Source organism: Streptomyces sp. NPDC093071 (assembly GCF_044754545.1).
GTDB lineage: Bacteria > Actinomycetota > Actinomycetes > Streptomycetales > Streptomycetaceae > Streptomyces.
In genome coordinates, this window is sequence record NZ_JBIVPH010000015.1 from 24,382 (window position 1) to 39,711 (window position 15,330).

At 73.2% G+C, this 15,330-nt stretch carries 17 protein-coding genes; 6 read left to right on the plus strand and 11 right to left on the minus strand.

The features are described from left to right. Nucleotides 1–16 precede the first annotated feature (16 nt). From ACIQD7_RS32695 to ACIQD7_RS32705, 3 genes are all read right to left on the minus strand, one after another. Complete coding sequence (locus tag ACIQD7_RS32695) at nt 17–1,282, minus strand: DUF2637 domain-containing protein (protein ID WP_402446672.1); 1,266 nt, start codon at nt 1,280–1,282, stop codon at nt 17–19. A 175-nt stretch (nt 1,283–1,457) separates the two neighbouring features. Further along, nucleotides 1,458–2,183, minus strand: coding sequence for a DUF3558 domain-containing protein (locus ACIQD7_RS32700; RefSeq protein WP_402446674.1), 726 nt, complete (start codon nt 2,181–2,183; stop codon nt 1,458–1,460). A gap of 91 nt (nt 2,184–2,274) precedes the next feature. Continuing rightward, nucleotides 2,275–3,189, minus strand: a complete 915-nt coding sequence (locus ACIQD7_RS32705) for a DUF3558 domain-containing protein (RefSeq protein ID WP_402446676.1) — start codon at nt 3,187–3,189, stop codon at nt 2,275–2,277. A gap of 174 nt (nt 3,190–3,363) precedes the next feature. On the opposite strand from ACIQD7_RS32705, the gene ACIQD7_RS32710 reads away from it, so the two are divergent. Next, nucleotides 3,364–4,557 carry an RtcB family protein gene (locus tag ACIQD7_RS32710; RefSeq protein ID WP_402446678.1) on the plus strand — a complete coding sequence of 398 codons (1,194 nt, stop codon included), beginning with the start codon at nt 3,364–3,366 and terminating at the stop codon, nt 4,555–4,557. Nucleotides 4,558–4,647: 90 nt separating this feature from the next. On the opposite strand, the gene ACIQD7_RS32715 is transcribed toward ACIQD7_RS32710, so the two are convergent. Further along, nucleotides 4,648–5,412: an SDR family NAD(P)-dependent oxidoreductase gene (locus ACIQD7_RS32715; protein WP_121828946.1), complete on the minus strand. Its 765-nt coding sequence runs from the start codon at nt 5,410–5,412 to the stop codon at nt 4,648–4,650. A 161-nt stretch (nt 5,413–5,573) separates the two neighbouring features. Here ACIQD7_RS32715 and ACIQD7_RS32720 point away from each other — a divergent pair, with 161 nt between their 5' ends. Next, nucleotides 5,574–6,074, plus strand: coding sequence for a MarR family winged helix-turn-helix transcriptional regulator (locus ACIQD7_RS32720; protein ID WP_399759842.1), 501 nt, complete (start codon nt 5,574–5,576; stop codon nt 6,072–6,074). Here the strand turns inward: ACIQD7_RS32720 and ACIQD7_RS32725 are convergent. Both ACIQD7_RS32725 and ACIQD7_RS32730 read right to left on the minus strand, forming a co-directional pair. Then, nucleotides 6,071–6,820, minus strand: a complete 750-nt coding sequence (locus ACIQD7_RS32725; protein ID WP_402446681.1) for a Mut7-C RNAse domain-containing protein — start codon at nt 6,818–6,820, stop codon at nt 6,071–6,073. The genes ACIQD7_RS32720 and ACIQD7_RS32725 overlap by 4 nt on opposite strands. An 83-nt stretch (nt 6,821–6,903) precedes the next feature. Next, on the minus strand, nt 6,904–7,755 hold the full coding sequence (locus ACIQD7_RS32730; protein WP_402446684.1) for an NAD(P)H-binding protein: 852 nt from the start codon (nt 7,753–7,755) through the stop codon (nt 6,904–6,906). A 146-nt stretch (nt 7,756–7,901) separates the two neighbouring features. Between ACIQD7_RS32730 and ACIQD7_RS32735 the strand changes: the two genes are divergently transcribed. Further along, the gene (locus ACIQD7_RS32735; RefSeq protein ID WP_121828950.1) at nt 7,902–8,351 is read left to right on the plus strand and encodes a GNAT family N-acetyltransferase; all 450 of its coding nucleotides are present in this window, start codon (nt 7,902–7,904) and stop codon (nt 8,349–8,351) included. On the opposite strand, the gene ACIQD7_RS32740 is transcribed toward ACIQD7_RS32735, so the two are convergent. Both ACIQD7_RS32740 and ACIQD7_RS32745 read right to left on the minus strand, forming a co-directional pair. Beyond that, nucleotides 8,339–8,896 carry a GNAT family N-acetyltransferase gene (locus tag ACIQD7_RS32740; RefSeq protein ID WP_121828983.1) on the minus strand — a complete coding sequence of 186 codons (558 nt, stop codon included), beginning with the start codon at nt 8,894–8,896 and terminating at the stop codon, nt 8,339–8,341. The genes ACIQD7_RS32735 and ACIQD7_RS32740 overlap by 13 nt on opposite strands. Before the next feature lie 14 nt (nt 8,897–8,910). Further along, on the minus strand, nt 8,911–9,756 hold the full coding sequence (locus ACIQD7_RS32745) for a DUF6597 domain-containing transcriptional factor (protein WP_402446687.1): 846 nt from the start codon (nt 9,754–9,756) through the stop codon (nt 8,911–8,913). Nucleotides 9,757–9,840: 84 nt separating this feature from the next. Here ACIQD7_RS32745 and ACIQD7_RS32750 point away from each other — a divergent pair, with 84 nt between their 5' ends. Beyond that, entirely contained in the window at nt 9,841–10,473 is a 633-nt protein-coding gene (locus ACIQD7_RS32750; protein WP_402446690.1) for a TIGR03086 family metal-binding protein, read from the plus strand. A gap of 17 nt (nt 10,474–10,490) precedes the next feature. Here ACIQD7_RS32750 and ACIQD7_RS32755 read toward each other — a convergent pair whose 3' ends face one another. Beyond that, complete coding sequence (locus tag ACIQD7_RS32755; protein ID WP_402446693.1) at nt 10,491–10,730, minus strand: hypothetical protein; 240 nt, start codon at nt 10,728–10,730, stop codon at nt 10,491–10,493. A gap of 248 nt (nt 10,731–10,978) precedes the next feature. Here ACIQD7_RS32755 and ACIQD7_RS32760 point away from each other — a divergent pair, with 248 nt between their 5' ends. Next, the gene (locus ACIQD7_RS32760; RefSeq protein ID WP_402446694.1) at nt 10,979–12,046 is read left to right on the plus strand and encodes an ABC transporter substrate-binding protein; all 1,068 of its coding nucleotides are present in this window, start codon (nt 10,979–10,981) and stop codon (nt 12,044–12,046) included. Between the two features lie 10 nt (nt 12,047–12,056). On the opposite strand, the gene ACIQD7_RS32765 is transcribed toward ACIQD7_RS32760, so the two are convergent. Next, complete coding sequence (locus ACIQD7_RS32765) at nt 12,057–12,473, minus strand: MerR family transcriptional regulator (protein ID WP_121828953.1); 417 nt, start codon at nt 12,471–12,473, stop codon at nt 12,057–12,059. A 119-nt stretch (nt 12,474–12,592) separates the two neighbouring features. Between ACIQD7_RS32765 and ACIQD7_RS32770 the strand changes: the two genes are divergently transcribed. Beyond that, entirely contained in the window at nt 12,593–14,566 is a 1,974-nt protein-coding gene (locus tag ACIQD7_RS32770; RefSeq protein WP_402446696.1) for an APC family permease, read from the plus strand. A 27-nt stretch (nt 14,567–14,593) separates the two neighbouring features. Here the strand turns inward: ACIQD7_RS32770 and ACIQD7_RS32775 are convergent, their stop codons facing one another. Then, the gene (locus ACIQD7_RS32775) at nt 14,594–15,202 is read right to left on the minus strand and encodes a hypothetical protein (protein ID WP_121828955.1); all 609 of its coding nucleotides are present in this window, start codon (nt 15,200–15,202) and stop codon (nt 14,594–14,596) included. Nucleotides 15,203–15,330: the final 128 nt, after the last annotated feature.

Consider the following 15,330-nt stretch of genomic DNA (forward strand, 5'->3'; position numbering starts at 1 on the left):
GGATCAAGCGGACGGATCAGGTGGTGTGGCGCGCGGCCATCGCCTGCCGGATCTCCTCCTGCGTCTCCGCGATCAGCAGCGGGAGCAGCTCGGGGTCGTAGTACTCCTGACCCCCGTGCTCCTCGGTCACCAGACGCGCGAACTCCGCCTCCTCCAGGAGGTGGTCGTTCTCCCGGGCGTACTCCCACATCAGGTCCTGGACGACCTTGTACAGCTGGCCGTCCCGGGGGTCCGGCTCCTCGGCGTACTCGCCGGGGTACTCCGCCGCGTACTCCTCGACGGGCTCCTGGTACTCGGCGAAGCCCTCCGGGGCCTGCGGACCCGGGACCGGCTGCTGCTGCTCCTGCCCCTCGGCGCCCCGCAGGTTGTACGTGCCCGTGTACGCCGTCGGGGAGACCTCCTGCGCGTCGAACCACGGGCTCTCGTGGTTCACCGGCGCGGCGGGCGCGACCGGCGCGTCCGCCCCCGGAAGCCCCGCCTGCTGCGGAAGCGGCTGCGCCGCCAGGGCCGGCTGGGGCTGCTGGAACTGCTGGGGCAGCGGAGCCGGCTGGGACGGATCGAACGCCTGGCCCGGCTGCGGGGGCAGCACCGCCGGCTCGATGCCCGCCGCCGCGAGTCCTGCCGCCGCCGTCTCCGCCAGCGGCACCCCGTACCGCGCCAGACGCAGCGGCATCAGGGCCTCCACCGGGGCCTTTCGCCGCCAGTTCCGGCCGAACCGGGCCTGGAGCCGGGCCTGGTAGATCATCCGCTCCTGCTCCAGCTTGATGACCTGCTCGTACGAGCGCAGCTCCCACAGCTTCATCCGCCGCCACAGCCGGAACGTCGGCACCGGCGACAGCAGCCACCGGGTCAGCCGCACGCCCTCCATGTGCTTGTCGGCCGTGATGTCCGCGATCCGGCCCACCGCGTGCCGCGCGGCCTCCACGGACACCACGAACAGCACCGGAATCACCGCGTGCATCCCCACGCCCAGCGGGTCCGGCCACGCGGCCGCGCCGTTGAAGGCGATGGTCGCCGCCGTCAGCACCCACGCGGTCTGCCGCAGCAGCGGGAACGGGATCCGCAGCCACGTCAGCAGCAGGTCGAGCGCGAGCAGGACACAGATGCCCGCGTCGATGCCGATCGGGAAGAAGTACGAGAAGGTGCCGAAACCCTTGTGCACCGCGAGCTCGCGCACGGCCGCGTACGAACCCGCGAAGCCGATTCCCGCGATGATCAGCGCACCGGCGATGACGAGGCCGATGAGTATTCGGTGTGTGCGTGTCAGCTGCATCGCGGCCACCCGCGAACCCTCCCAACGATCGACATCTCGCGCGCACAGAGTGGCACATGTGAACGAAGCCCGGCCCCCGGGGGAGGGACGGGCTCCGCGACGCCGCGCCGTTCCGTACTGCTTTGCGCCTACTTGTGCGCGCCTACTTGTGCGCGCTTACTCGTGCGCTCTTACTTGGGCACGCCTACTTGTTGGCCGCGGCGACCGACGCCACGGCCTCCTTCGCGGCCTTGACCGCGCCGTCCGTGATCGTCTTCTCCGACGGGGTGGGCGCGCCCGCGTACCCGGCGCCGTTGTACGACAGCAGCACCAGCACGTTGCCCGTGCGCGCCACGATCGAGGTGTAGACGAAGTCCTCGCCCGTCTTGCTCTCCTGGTACGTGATGGCCTTCGCCTCGTCGCCGATGCCCGTCGCCGCCGTGGTCCGCAGCTTCTTGGCCCCCGCGGTCCCCTCGATCTTGGCGACCTCCTTCGCGAGGTTCTGCCGCGCCCGATCCTGCCCGCTGCCGAGCGAGGCGTCCGACTCGTACCGGTAGACGGACACGTCCAGCCAGCGGTACTGCGAACCCTTCACGCCCTTGTCGTCGAGACCGTTCCACGAGCAGCCGCCCCGGCTGGCCAGGTCGCTGGAGACGCCCGGCGTCCCGTTCTTGGTCTTCGCCTTCGGCACCAGGGCCGCCGTCGTCTTCGCCGAGACCGACCGGCAGACCTGGGGCAGCTTCGCGAACTTCGCCGGCTCGACCGTCTTCGTCGTCTGCGCGGGCGAGGGGGTCGCGGACGCACCCGTCTTCTCCTGCGCCTTCGGCTTCCCGGAGTCACCGGAGTCGGAGGAGCAGCCGGCGACGACGAGCATCACCGGGACGGCTGCGCAGGCGAGTATGCGGGTGAGTCGCCGAGCTGATCGCTGCATGGTTCCTTCAGTCGCTTGTCGTACGGTCCGGCCACGGGCTACGGCGACACGTTACGTGGTCGCCGTCCGCTCACGGAGCGGAGCCGAACGGCTACTCCTCCAGCCGATCGGCGAGCAGCCGGGCCACCTTCCGGGCCCTTTCCTGCAGTTCCGTGCTGTCCGGGGCCTCGGAGAGACCGGTGGTCTCCTGCCGGTAGGACACCGTGACGATCACATTGGATGTGCGGAAGACCACGCTGACGGACCGCTGCCGGCTGTTCGCGCCGGCGTTGCCGAGGGCGTCGTCGAGGTACGCGACCTGCCCGAGGCCCTCCAGGACGCGGGACTCCAGACCGGTGGAGGCCGGAGCGCCGGACGGGGTCGGCCCGCCGGAGGCCGGAGCGGTGGACGCCGTGGCGGTGGGGGTGGGAGCGGTGGCGGCGGTGTCGCCGGCCGTCGTCGGCTTGTGCGCCGGAGGGGTGGTCGCCGTCCCCGTGGGACCGGTCGTGCCGCCGGGGGTGCCGGTGGGCTCCGGAGGGGCGGTGGGCGGCAGGGGGATGCCCGCCGCGAGCTGCTTGCGGACGTACACCTCCTGCGCCCGGTCGTCGTCGCTGACGGCGGTGTCGTACGAGACCACCCGCTCGATGTCGAGCGAGAGCCGGTGCGAGGTCTCCGGGGTGTCGGCCCGCCACGAGCAGCCGACGCGCCGGTCGGTGTCGTACGTGACGGCGGCGGTGCCCCGGTACGTCCGCTCGCGCTCGGGATCGGGCAGGGCGGCCGCGCCCGGGAGCATCTCCTTGAGCACGGCCTGCGGGACGGAGCCGCAGGGCTCGAAGAGGGTGCGGTAGCGGCCGGGGGGTGCGGCGGCGGAGGCGACGCCGGCCTTGGCGTCGACCTTGACGTCGTCGGCGGGGGCGCCGGAGGAGCAGCCCGCCAGACCCGCGCCGAGGCCGAGGCCGAGTGCGAGGACGACGGCGGTACGGGCCGTGGACCCGGTGCGGCCGGGGGCGTACCTCTTTCGCTGCACGGTCCCAGGCTCCCTTCTCCCGAAGACTTTCCCGAAAACTGTTTGCCGCGCGAACCCGGCCGATGGACACAATGTCTATCGCACACGCTGCCGTTGATGCCGGTCCCCTGTCACCTGTACGGGCTTTGGCTCCGGTTTTTGCGTTATCGGTCTTTTCGGGGGAATCAAGGAAGTATGTCGTACGTAGAGGTGCCGGGGGCGCAGGTGCCGATCCGGATGTGGGCGGACCCCTCCACGGTCGAGGGCGGCGCCATGCAGCAGCTGCGGAACGTGGCGACGCTCCCCTGGATCAAGGGCCTGGCCGTGATGCCGGACGTGCACTACGGCAAGGGTGCGACGGTCGGCTCGGTGATCGCGATGCAGGGCGCGGTGTGTCCGGCGGCGGTCGGCGTGGACATCGGCTGCGGCATGTCGGCGGTCAAGACCTCCCTGACGGCCGACGACCTGCCGGGCGACCTCTCCCGCCTCCGCTCCAAGATCGAACAGGCCATCCCGGTCGGCCGCGGCCTCCACCGCGAGGCGGTGGATCCGAAGCGGCTGTACCAGTTCCCGACGGCGGGCTGGGACGACTTCTGGTCGCGGTTCGACGGGGTCGCGGACGCGGTGAAGTTCCGGCGGGAGCGGGCGGGGCAGCAGATGGGGACGCTCGGATCAGGCAACCATTTCGTGGAGTTTTGCATCGATACGTCCGGTTCGGTGTGGCTCATGCTGCACTCCGGATCCCGGAACATCGGCAAGGAGCTCGCCGAATATCACATAGGCGAGGCGCAGAAGCTGCCGCACAACCAGGGGCTCGTCGACCGCGACCTGGCGGTGTTCGTCGCGGATACCCCGCAGATGGCGGCCTACCGGCACGACCTCTTCTGGGCGCAGGAGTACGCTAAGTACAACCGCGCGATCATGATGGCGCTCTTCCAGGAGGTCGTCCGCCGGGAGTTCCGCAAGGCCCGGGTGACCTTCGAGCAGGTGATCTCCTGCCACCACAACTACGTGGCGGAGGAGCGGTACGAGGGCATGGACCTGCTGGTCACGCGGAAGGGCGCGATCCGGGCCGGCTCCGGGGAGTTCGGGATCATCCCGGGCTCGATGGGCACGGGCTCGTACATCGTGAAGGGCCTCGGAAACGCGGCGTCCTTCAACTCGGCCTCGCACGGCGCGGGTCGGAAGATGAGCCGGAGCGCGGCCAAGCGGCGCTTCACGACGCGGGACCTGGAGGAACAGACGCGGGGCGTGGAGTGCCGCAAGGACTCCGGCGTCGTGGACGAGATCCCGGGCGCGTACAAGCCGATCGAGAAGGTCATCGACCGGCAGCGAGATCTGGTGGAGGTCGTCGCGAAGCTGAAGCAGGTCATCTGCGTGAAGGGCTGAGTCCGTCCCCTCGGGGCCTCGCTGCTCCGGGGCGCCGCTTCCGGGGGCGGGAGGGGCCGGGTGTCGTGCGCACCGGCCCCTTTCGCGGTTCTACAGCTCCCGGTGGACCTTGGTGTTGGAGGCCTGGGCGCGGGGGCGGACGACCAGGAGGTCGATGTTGACGTGTGAGGGGCGGGTGCAGGCCCAGGTGATGGTTTCGGCGACGTCGTCGGCGGTGAGGGGGGCGGCCACGCCGGCGTAGACCTTGGAGGCCTTGTCGGTGTCGCCGCGGAAGCGGGTGGTGGCGAACTCGTCGGTCTTGACCATGCCGGGGGCGATCTCGATGACGCGGACGGGGGTGCCGACGATCTCCAGGCGGAGGGTTTCGGCGAGGACGCGGGCGCCGTTCTTGGCGGCGACGTAGCCGGCGCCGCCCTCGTAGGTGGCGTGGCCGGCGGTGGAGGAGAGGACGACGACCGTGCCGTCGCCGCTCGCGGTGAGGGCGGGGAGCAGGGCCTGGGTCATGTGGAGGGTGCCGAGGACGTTGACCTCGTACATGCGGCGCCAGTCCTCGGGGTCGGCGGTGGCGACGGGGTCGGCGCCGAGGGCGCCGCCCGCGTTGTTGACCAGGACGGCGAGGGTGCGGAAGGCGGTGGCGAACTCGTCGACGGCGGCGCGGTCGGTGACGTCGAGGGCGTAGGCGGTGGCCTGGTGGCCGGCGTCGTTGATCTCGGCGGCGAGGGCCTCGATGCGGTCCTTGCGGCGGGCGGTGAGGACCACGCGGTAGCCGGCGGCGGCCAGCTGCCTGGCCGTGGCGGCGCCGATTCCGCTGCTCGCGCCGGTGACGACGGCGATGGGGGTACCGGAGGCGGTCATGGCGTGCTCCTCGCGCAGGTGATCGACGGTGGTGATCGTCCGGCCAGGATAGGCGGGGCGGTGGGAGGGGCATCGGGGCGGCCGGTCGGCGCCGGGTTCCGGCGCGCGCCACCGGTGACCCGTACGTCGTTCCGGGCGGACCCCGTCCGTACGATCGCTGCATGACGCAGAAGAGTTCCGCCCGGCGCGAGGCGCTGATGACCGAGCTGTACGGGGAGGCCCGCCGCTACATGGCCGCCTACGCCCTGTTCAACCAGGCCGTCGCGGACCATCTGGGGCTCCACCCGACCGATGTGCAGTGTCTGAACCTGCTCAGTCTGGAGGGCGGGCCGGTGACCACGGGGCGGATCGCCGAGCTGACCGGGCTCACCACCGGCTCCGCGACCCGGCTCGTCGACCGTCTGGAGCGGGCCGGGTACGTGACGCGGGCGCGCGACACCGAGGACCGGCGCCGGGTCCTGGTCTCGCTCGCCCCCGGGCGGACGGCGGAGCTCGGCGCCCTGTGGCGGAGGCTCAACGGCACCTGGGGCACGATGTTCGACGTCTACAGCGATGCCGAGGTCGCCCTGCTCATCGCCCACATGCGGCGCACCGTCGAGGTGAGCGCCCAGCAGGTGGAGCGGCTGCGCGAGGGCGACTTCGACGGACCGGACGCCCGCTAGCGGGCCGTCGGGCGGACCGCCGCCCCGCCGAATTCGCGTACCGCGTCGGAGACGATCGCCTCCAGGCGCGCGTGGTGGGCGCCGCGCCAGTAGACCCGGTCGCACTCCACGCACTGGGCGAACACGTCGTAGGTCTTCTCGGTGCCCTGCTCCAGCCGCTCGCGGACCGCGTCCTTGTCGGCGCCGCTCAGTTCGCCGTTGCAGGCCGTGCAGCGGGTCCAGGGCGCGAGCGGCGGCACGAACCGTTCGAGGACGTCGCGGAGCTGCTCGTCCGGGCGGTCGCTGTAGACGTAGGCGCCCGCCCACAGCTCGCGGCGGCGCAGCAGGCCCCGGTCCCGGGAGAGCAGGACGCGGCGCTCCCGCGCGGAGAGCGCGGCCAGGGCGGGGTCGCCGATGTCCTCGCTCTCGTAGGCCGCGTCCACGCCGAGCAGGCGCAGTCGCCGGGCCAGGGTGCCGAGGTGCACGTCGAGCAGGAACCGGAGGGGCGCGCCCGGGACCGGCTGCGGGCGGGCGACGGCCTGAACCTCGATCGTCTCGCCCGCGCTCGGGACGTGCGAGGCCTCGACGGGCCGTCCGTCGACCAGGAGCCGTCCGGCCTCGGTGAGGGGCACACCCAGTGATTCCACGACGTGGCCGAGGGAGGAGGCGCCGTCGGTGGTCACGGGGGTGGGGCCCGAGCGCCGCTCCGCCGAGACGAAGAGCCGCAGGCCGGGGGCGAAGCTGATCTGGATCTCCGGTCCGTTCACGGGGACAGGATGGCACCGGGGGCGGACGGGCTGCCAGAGAATTCGGCCTGATCCGACCCGGGGCGGGGCGGGGTGCGGGTCGGTCAGGGGCGGAAGGCCTCCGCGTGGTCCGTGGCCCAGGTGGCGAAGGTGCGGGGCGGGTGGCCGGTCAGTTCCTCCACGGTGTCGGTCAGGGGCGCGGGCCGGCCGTCGTGGGCGGCCCAGTGGGAGAGGAGGCCGTCCGCGACCGGTTCCGGCATGAAGGCGGCGACCGACTTCTTCCACTCCTCGGGGGTGACGGCGGTGTGCGGTGCGGGGCGTCCGGTCACCTGGGCGAGGATCGCCAGCTGTTCGGTGAAGTCCAGTGACGCGGGACCCGTCAGCCAGTAGGAGGAGCCGCGCAGCCGGGGCTCGGTGAGGACCGCGAGGGCGGCTTCGGCGAGGTCGCGCTCGTGGATCGGGTCGCTGTGGGCGTGCGGGTGGGGCAGGGTCGGGCCCCCGCCCGCCTTGAGCGGTCGTGCCCAGGCGAGGGCGTTGGTGGCGAAGGCGCCGGGCTGGAGGTGGGTGGCCTCGAAGGCGCCGGATTCGGCGGCGGCCGCGAGGGCGCGCTCGGCCGCGAGGTGGCGGGCGGCGACGGCGTTCCGGTCGGCGTCGGGGGCGAGGACGGAGCTGGAGGAGAGCAGGACGACGTGCTCGACGCCGGCGGCACGGGCCCGTTCGGCGAAGGCGTCGGCGTGCGCGGCCTCGGCGTAGAGGAAGACGGAGTCGACGCCTCGCAGGGCGGTGTCGAAGGTGGCCGGGGCGGTGAGGTCGCAGTGCACGGCGCGGACTCCGGGGGGTGGGGAGAGCTCCGCGGGGTTCCGGGATCCGGCCCTGGCCTCGATGCCCGCGGCGGCGAGGAGGTCGAGCAGGGCGGAGGCGACGCGGCCTCGGCCGCCGGTGACGAGAACGGTCATGGGGTGTCCTTCCGGGACGGGTGGCCGGAGGGTCCGGCCGGCTCGGTCGTTTCGGCTGCGCCGCACATCATCTGCGTGACACAGATAAATATCCGGGAGGGTGCCTCGGCGGTCAACCCCGAAAAATCCTGGGGTACCGTCCCGGCATGAAGATCATCGACCTCGGACCGGGCGACCCCCGCCTGGAGAGCGACCTCCTGCCGGTCCTCTCCGAACTCCGCCCCCACCTCACCCCGGAGCTCTTCCGCGAGGTGTACGAGGCCGGGCACGCCCAGGGGCTGCGGTTCAGCGCCGCCTACGCGGACGACGGGCGCTGCGTCGGCGCGGCCGGCTGGCGGATCGTCGTCAACACCAGCTCGCTGCGCAAGCTCTACGTCGACGACCTGGTGACGGCGGCGGCCGACCGTTCCACCGGGGTCGGGCACGCGCTGATCGCCCACTTGGAGGGCCACGCCCGCGCGGCCGGCTGCCACGAGCTGAACCTCGACTCCGGCACCCACCGCACCGGAGCCCACCGTTTCTACCTGAGGGAGCGCTTCGACATCGTGGCCTTCCACTTCACCCGGCCGCTCGCCGCGCCGGATCAGGACCGCTGAGCCGGGTCCCCCAGGTCGAACCGCCAGTCGTTGCACCGCATCGGGCGCCCCGCCGGGTACTCGAAGTCCCGCTCGCCGCGCGGTTCGAACCCCGCCTTGCGGCACACCGCGTTCGAGGCGGCGTTGCCCGCCGAGGGGAACGCGTGCAGATGGCGGCGGAGGCCCGCTCCCAGGCCCTGCGTGGCCGCCGTCCGGGCCTTCGCGATCACCGCGCGCGTGGCGGCCGTCGCCACGCCCCGGCCCTGGAAGCCCGACAGGACGGCCCACCCGGTCTCGTACACCTGCTCGCCGTCCCAGGTCTGGCCCCAGAAGCCGATGCTGCCCGCCACGGTCTCCTCCGGGAGCAGCACGATCCGGAACATGCGGCCCGCGCCCGGGTGCGCGGCGCTCATCTCCACGTACCGCAGGTGGCGCAAGACGATTTGTTCCTCGGTCTCCGGTCCGCCGAGGTGGGCGGTCAACTCCGGTGTGTTCAGGGCGCGCAGCAGTCCGGCGTCCTCGTCGGACCAGGGTTCCAGGCGTACGCGCGGGGTCTCGTTCTCCATCTTCGTACGGTAGGTCACGGCACTGACGGTCCGCGGGCGTACGCCGTCGGCGGCACCCCGATCGTCGCCGTGAAGTCCCGTACGAGGTGGGCCTGGTCGCTGTAGCCCAGTTCGGCCGCGAGGGCGGCCCAGTCGGGGGTGCCCGGGGTCCCGGCGCGTTCCAGGGCCTCGTGGAGGCGGTACCGCAGGATCACCCACTTCGGGCCGACGCCGACGCGGCTCGCGAAGAGGCGCTGGAGGGAGCGGGCCGACAGGCCGGACGCGGCGGCGAGTTGGGACGCCCTGCGGACCGTGCGGTCCGAACGGGCCAGTTCCACCAGCTCCATGGCGTGGTCGGCCGCCGGATCGGGGGCCGGGCCGCGCGCCAGGAGGAAGGCGTCGAGCGCCGCCACGCGCGCGTGGTCCCCGTCGGGGGAGAGGACGGCGGCCGGGACGCCGGGGTCCGTGCCCGGGGCGTCCGGGAAGACCTCGGTCAGCGGGACGCGGCGGCCCGTCCACGCCGACACCGGCCACGCGGGCGCGAAGGGCCGGAAGCCGCCGGGGCGGAACTGGACGCCGCAGACCCGGCCCGTCTCCGCCAGCTCGTGGGTGAAGAGGCCGAGGCCGACGCCCGCGACCTCGGCCGACACGTCCTCCCCGGCGGCCGGGGAGCCGTGGCGCTGGAAGACGACGTTCACCGACGGGTGCGGGACGACGTGGCTCGCGTACGGCTCCGGGAGGTCCCAGTCGATCAGCCAGTAGTGCTCCAGGTAGGGCCGCAGTTCCGGGGCCGGGAGGTGCCGGCGGAAGCGGACGCGGGAGAGCAGGTCGGCGGGGTCGACGATGCCCCGGGTGTCCCTGCGGGGAGCGGAGGCGGACATGGCCCGCATGGTAGGTGCCTCCTCCGCTCGGCTTGTCGTGTTTCTTCAAGACGGAGCCGGGCATGTTCACCTAGCGTCGGGATCATGACGAACGAGGCCCCGCTCCCCACCGACGACCCGCTCCGCATCGACGCACCGCTTCCTGCCGGTGACCCGCTCCCCATCGGTGATCTGCTCCGCGTCGCCGCCGCCGACGCCGTCCCCGTGGTCGGCGGGATCGCCGACGCGTCGCTCGGCGCGCCCACGCCCTGCGCCGAGTACGACGTGCGTGCCCTGGTCAACCACCTCTTCTCCGTCGTGGTGAACTTCCAGGTACTCGCCGCCAAGGGGGCGCCCGACTTCTCGGAGACCCCGGACCGGGTCGCCGACGCCGGCTGGCGCGAGCTGTTCGGGGCGGAGGCCGGGAAGCTGGTCGAGGCGTGGTCGGCGCCCGGCGCCGAGGAGGGCACGTCCGGGGCGATGGGGCTGCCCGCGCGGACGGTCGGCTGCATGGTGCTGCTCGACCTGACCGTGCACGCCTGGGACCTGGCCCGTGCCACCGGCCGGGCCTTCGCACCGGACCCGGTCGTGGTGGCGGGCCTCGCGGACGAGGTGGAGCGGATGGCGCCGATGGCCCGGAAGATGGGCGTCTTCGGGGACGCGGTCGGGCTGCCCGGGGACGCCACCGCCTTCGAGCGGCTGCTCGCCACGACGGGCCGCGACCCGCGCGCCCGGTGAAGCGCGTCCCGGGGTGATCAGCGCGGGCGGCCCGTCGAGCCGGGGGAGAGGCGGGAGACGACCTGGCCGAAGGCGTGCTCCTCGGCGGGGGTCAGCGGGACCGACTCCTGCGGGTGCCAGACCCGCTCCAGCGGGATGCCGGCCCGGTCCCGGGCACGGGCCCGCAGGCTCAGGGCGAGCCAGGCCGCCGTCGAGACGGCGAGCAGGCCGAAGAGGGTGATCACACGGGGGTCCGAGAACGGGCCGGGCAAGGGCATGGCTCACTCCAGGCGGTGAGGGCCGCCCGTGCGCGTGCGCCCCGGCAGGCGGCGCTCCCGCACGACGGCACGGCGATTCCTACGGCTTCCTCCCGACCTGTTAAGTTAACACCTCCCGGCGGCCTTTCGGCAGGGGGAGCCGGAGCCGGGGTCCCGGCCGGCCCGGGGCGCAGGCCCTCTTGTGCGGATCGGACAACCGTTCCAAGGTGGCGGAACAGGGAGATTCCGGCCGGGGAGGGAGCAGCCGCATGTCCGGAACGCAGGCATGGGGATTCACGGACGACAGGGGCGAGCAGCTGGGGGCGGCCCGGGTGCCGAGGCGGGTGGTCGCGTACGTACGGGTCGGGGCCGCCCTGTACGACCTGGGGGTGACACCGGTCGCGGTGTACGGCTCCGGGCACGACGGCGAGGTGTACGACCCGGCGAAGGCGGGCGTCCTGGAGGCGGTCGGGGTGCCGTACCTGGGGCCGGGCCGGGCCCTGGACGAGGCGGTGCTGCGGGAGTTGCGGCCGGATGTCGTCGTCGACGTGACGTACGACGGGAAGAGCCCGTACGCGCTGGACGAGGCGCTGGTCAAGCGGCTCGGGGTGCCGCTCGTCGCCCTCTCCGTGGGTGGCGAGCTGGACCTGCCGTCCATCCTCGACCGGTTCGCCGCGCTGGCCGCCGGCCTGAGGGTCGCGGGTCCGGAGGCCGGGGGGCCGGTGGCCGCGAGCGCGGAAGCAGCAGGCGCGGAAGCCGCGGATCCAGCAGCCGCAGACCCGGCAGCCACAGGCCCGGCAGCCACAGGCCCAGTAACCGCAGCCGTGGATCCAGTAACCGCACCCGCGAGCGGCGTGACCCCGGTGGTCGTCGGTGCGTCGGCCCTGGGGCCGGAGATCGTCCGTCCGGTGACCGTGAGTCCGGCCGTCGGGCCCGGCCAGGGGGCCGCCCTCGCGGAGTTCGAGGCCGCCGAGGCCGCGCTCCGGGAGGCGGCGGCCCGGACCGGCCTCCGGGTCCTCGCCCTCTCCGGGGCCGGTCCCGAGCAGGTGCACCTGGCCCGCCCGCAGTCCTGGCCCGAGCTGGCGTGGCTCGCCGGGCTCGGCGTCCGGCTGCTCGACCCGGGCCCCGGGCCCGGCGCCAACTGGCTCACCGCCGGCTGGGAGCGGGCCGCCGAACTCCGTCCCGACCTGGTCCTCTTCGACGACCGGGACCACGCCACGCCCCCGTACGCCCTTCCCGGCGGGGTCCGGCTCGCCCCCTGGAACCCGGAGACCCCGCCCAGCCCCGCCGCGTACGCCCGCTTCTTCCGCGATCTCGCGGAGGCGCTGGCGCCCTGAGGGGCCCGGCTCAGGCCGGGGCCGCCGCCAGGCGGGTGCGGAGGGACCGGGCGAACTCCTCCGCGCGGGCGAGCTGTGCCCGCAGCTCGGCGACCCGCTCGGCGGCGGCCTGCTCGTAGCGGCGGACGAGGGACACCAGCGCGGCCCGCTCGTCCGGGTCGAGCTCCGCGTCCGTGCCCGGACGGTCGGCGGCCAGCCGGTCCACGGCCGTGAGCAGCTCGCGGGTCTCGTCCAGGGTGAAGCCGAGCGGCTTCATCCGGCGGACCACCATGAGCCGGGACACGTCCTCGTCCGTGTAGAGGGGGAAGCCGCCGGGGGAGGCCGCCGACGGGACGACCAGGCCGCTGTCCTCGTACTGCCGGATGGTGCGCAGGGACAGCTCGGTCCGTGCGGCGACCTCCGCGATCTGCAGGGGTTCTCCGGCCATGCGTACTGCGCTCACGCGTCGGGTCCTTCCTCGTACGGGGGCTCCCGCGGGGGTGCGGGGCACCCCCACAGGGCGCGGCTTCCGCGCATTACATACCATTCGTCCTAACTTCAGCACTTATGAGAGCTGGAAGTGCGGCGAAACGCCTGCTGGTAGGCCGTCCGCTGGAGAGCGGGCGGCTCGGCGAGACCCTGCTGCCCAAGCGGGTCGCGCTGCCGGTCTTCTGCAGCGACCCGCTCTCCTCGGTCGCCTACGCCACCGAGGAGATCCTGCTGATCCTCGCCCTCGGCGGCCTGGCCGTGCTCCATCTGACCTGGTACGCGGCGGTCGGCATCGTCGTGCTGCTCCTGGTGGTGGTCGCCTCCTACCGGCAGACCTGCTACGCCTATCCGGGCGGCGGCGGGGCCTACGTCGTCTCCGCCGAGAACCTGGGGCAGCGGGCCGCGCTCACCGCCGCCTCCGCGCTGCTCATCGACTACGTGATGACCGTCGCCGTCTCGGTCGTCTCCGGGGTCGCCGCCGTCACCTCCGCCGCCCCCGCGCTCGACGGGCACGCCGTGGCCCTGTCGGTGTTCTTCGTCGTGGTCCTGGCCTGGCTGAACCTGCGCGGGGTCCGCGAGGCGGGACGCTGGTTCGCCCTCCCCACGTACGCCTTCATCGCCGTGATCCACCTGATGTTCGCGGTGGCCGCCGTGCGGATGGCGACCGGCGCGACGATCCGGGCCGAGTCCGCCGACCTGCCCGTCATCGAGGTCTCCGCCTACTCGGGGCTCGCGCTCGTCCTGCTCGGCCTGCGCGCCTTCGCCTCCGGCTGCACCGCGCTGACCGGCGTCGAGGCCGTCAGCAACGGCGTCCCCGCCTTCGCGAAGCCGAAGAGCCGCAACGCCGCCACCACCCTGGCGATCATGGGCGGGCTCTCCGTGACCATGTTCCTCGGGATCACGACGCTCGCCATGGTGTACGAGGTGCACGTCGCGGAGGACCCCACGGAGCTGGGGCTCGCCCCCGGCACCCCGACGTCCACCGCGCTCGCCCAGATCGGGCGGGCCACCTTCGGCGACTGGCACGTCCTCTTCTACGTGCTCCAGGCCGTCACCGCCGGCGTCCTGGTCCTGGCCGCCAACACCGCCTTCAACGGCTTCCCGATGCTCGCCTCCGTCCTCGGCCGGGACCGCTACGCGCCCCGCCAGCTCTTCCACCGCGGCGACCGGCTCGTCTACTCCAACGGCATCGTCCTCCTCGCGCTCGCCGCGATCGCCCTGATCGTCGCCTTCGACGCACAGCTGACCCGCCTCATCCAGCTCTACATCGTCGGCGTCTTCGTCTCCTTCACCCTTTCCCAGGCCGGGATGGTCAAGCACTGGCGGCGAGAACTCGCCAAGCCCGCCGGGGCGGCCTCCCGGCACGCGCTGCACCGCCGCCTCGCGATCAACGCCTTCGGCGCCTGTCTGACGGCGGTCGTCCTCGTCATCGTCCTCGTCACCAAGTTCACCCACGGCGCCTGGCTGGTCGTCCTCGCGATGCCGGTGCTCTACGCCGGGATGAAGGGGGTGCGGCGGCACTACGACACCGTCGCCGCAGAGGTCGCCGTCGGCCCCGGCGAGCGCCCCCGCGCCCTCGCCGGGAACCACGTCCTGGTCCTGGTGGCCTCGGTCAACGCGCCCAGCCTCCGCGCCCTGTCGTACGCGAAGACCCTGCGGCCCGCCTCGCTGACGGCCGTCACCGTCGCCGAGGACCCGGCGGAGGCGGAGGTGCTCCGGGCGACCTGGGAGGCCCACGGCATCGACGTGCCGCTGCGGGTGCTCAGCTCCCCGTACCGCTCGATCGTCCAGCCGGTCCTGCGGCACGTGCGGGAGGCGCCGGAGCGGAGGGGGGACGCGGTCGTCTCGGTGGTCATCCCCGAGTACGTGGTCGGGCACTGGTGGGAGCAGCCGCTGCACAACCAGAGCGCCCTGCGGCTCAAGACCCGGCTGCTGTTCATGAAGAACGTCGTGGTCATCGACGTGCCGTACCGGCTGGCCTCCGCGCGGGAACTGGCGTCCGCGCGCGCGGAGGCGGCGAAGGCCGCGGAGGGCGACGGGAGCCGCCCCTGACCCCTGTGCGCCCCGCCTACCGCGTCCTCACGGCCACACCAGGCAGTACGGCTGGTGGCCGTTCTCGTGGAGGCGGACCGAGAAGTCCTGCCACTCGTGGAGCAGCTGGTAGACGTCGAAGGCGTCGCGCGGGCCGCCCCGGTCCGGGACCGTGGACCAGATGAAGGCGGCCGCGCCGACCGACTCCTCGCCGATCGCGCGCAGCGGGTCGACCACGGTCATCGGCAGCTTCACCACCGCGTAGTCGGGGTGCAGGACCACCAGCTCCAGCGGGGGCACCTTGTGCAGGGGCATCCCCTGGATGCCGGTGAGGACCATGGCGGCTATGGTCTCCGGCTTGATCTTGGTGAACATGCCGCCCATGCCGAGCTCGTCGCCGCCGAGCTCCTCGGGACGCATCGAGATCGGCACGCGGGCCGCCGTGGCGCCGTCGGGCGCGCCGAAGTACTTGTACGTCACCCCCAACCGGCCCCTCCCGCCCCCGGCGTCCCGCTCGTCCCGGGCGTCCGGAGGGCCTTGCCTTCCCGGAGATTCCGGGATCGGGTCTTCGGTCCGCCGGCGCCGGTGCCTTCCCCGCCGGGCAGACTCCGGACCCAGGTCGTCCGTCCCCTCGCCCGGTCCGCCACCGCGATGCATATCTCCACCCGACTGCTTTTTCTCGGCAACACGACCCCGCCGCGCAACCCGATCATCGTGACAGTGACCTCCCCCGCGCTCGTACGGTGAAACACCCGTCCGCGAGAACGCCGTGGCCTCTGACACCA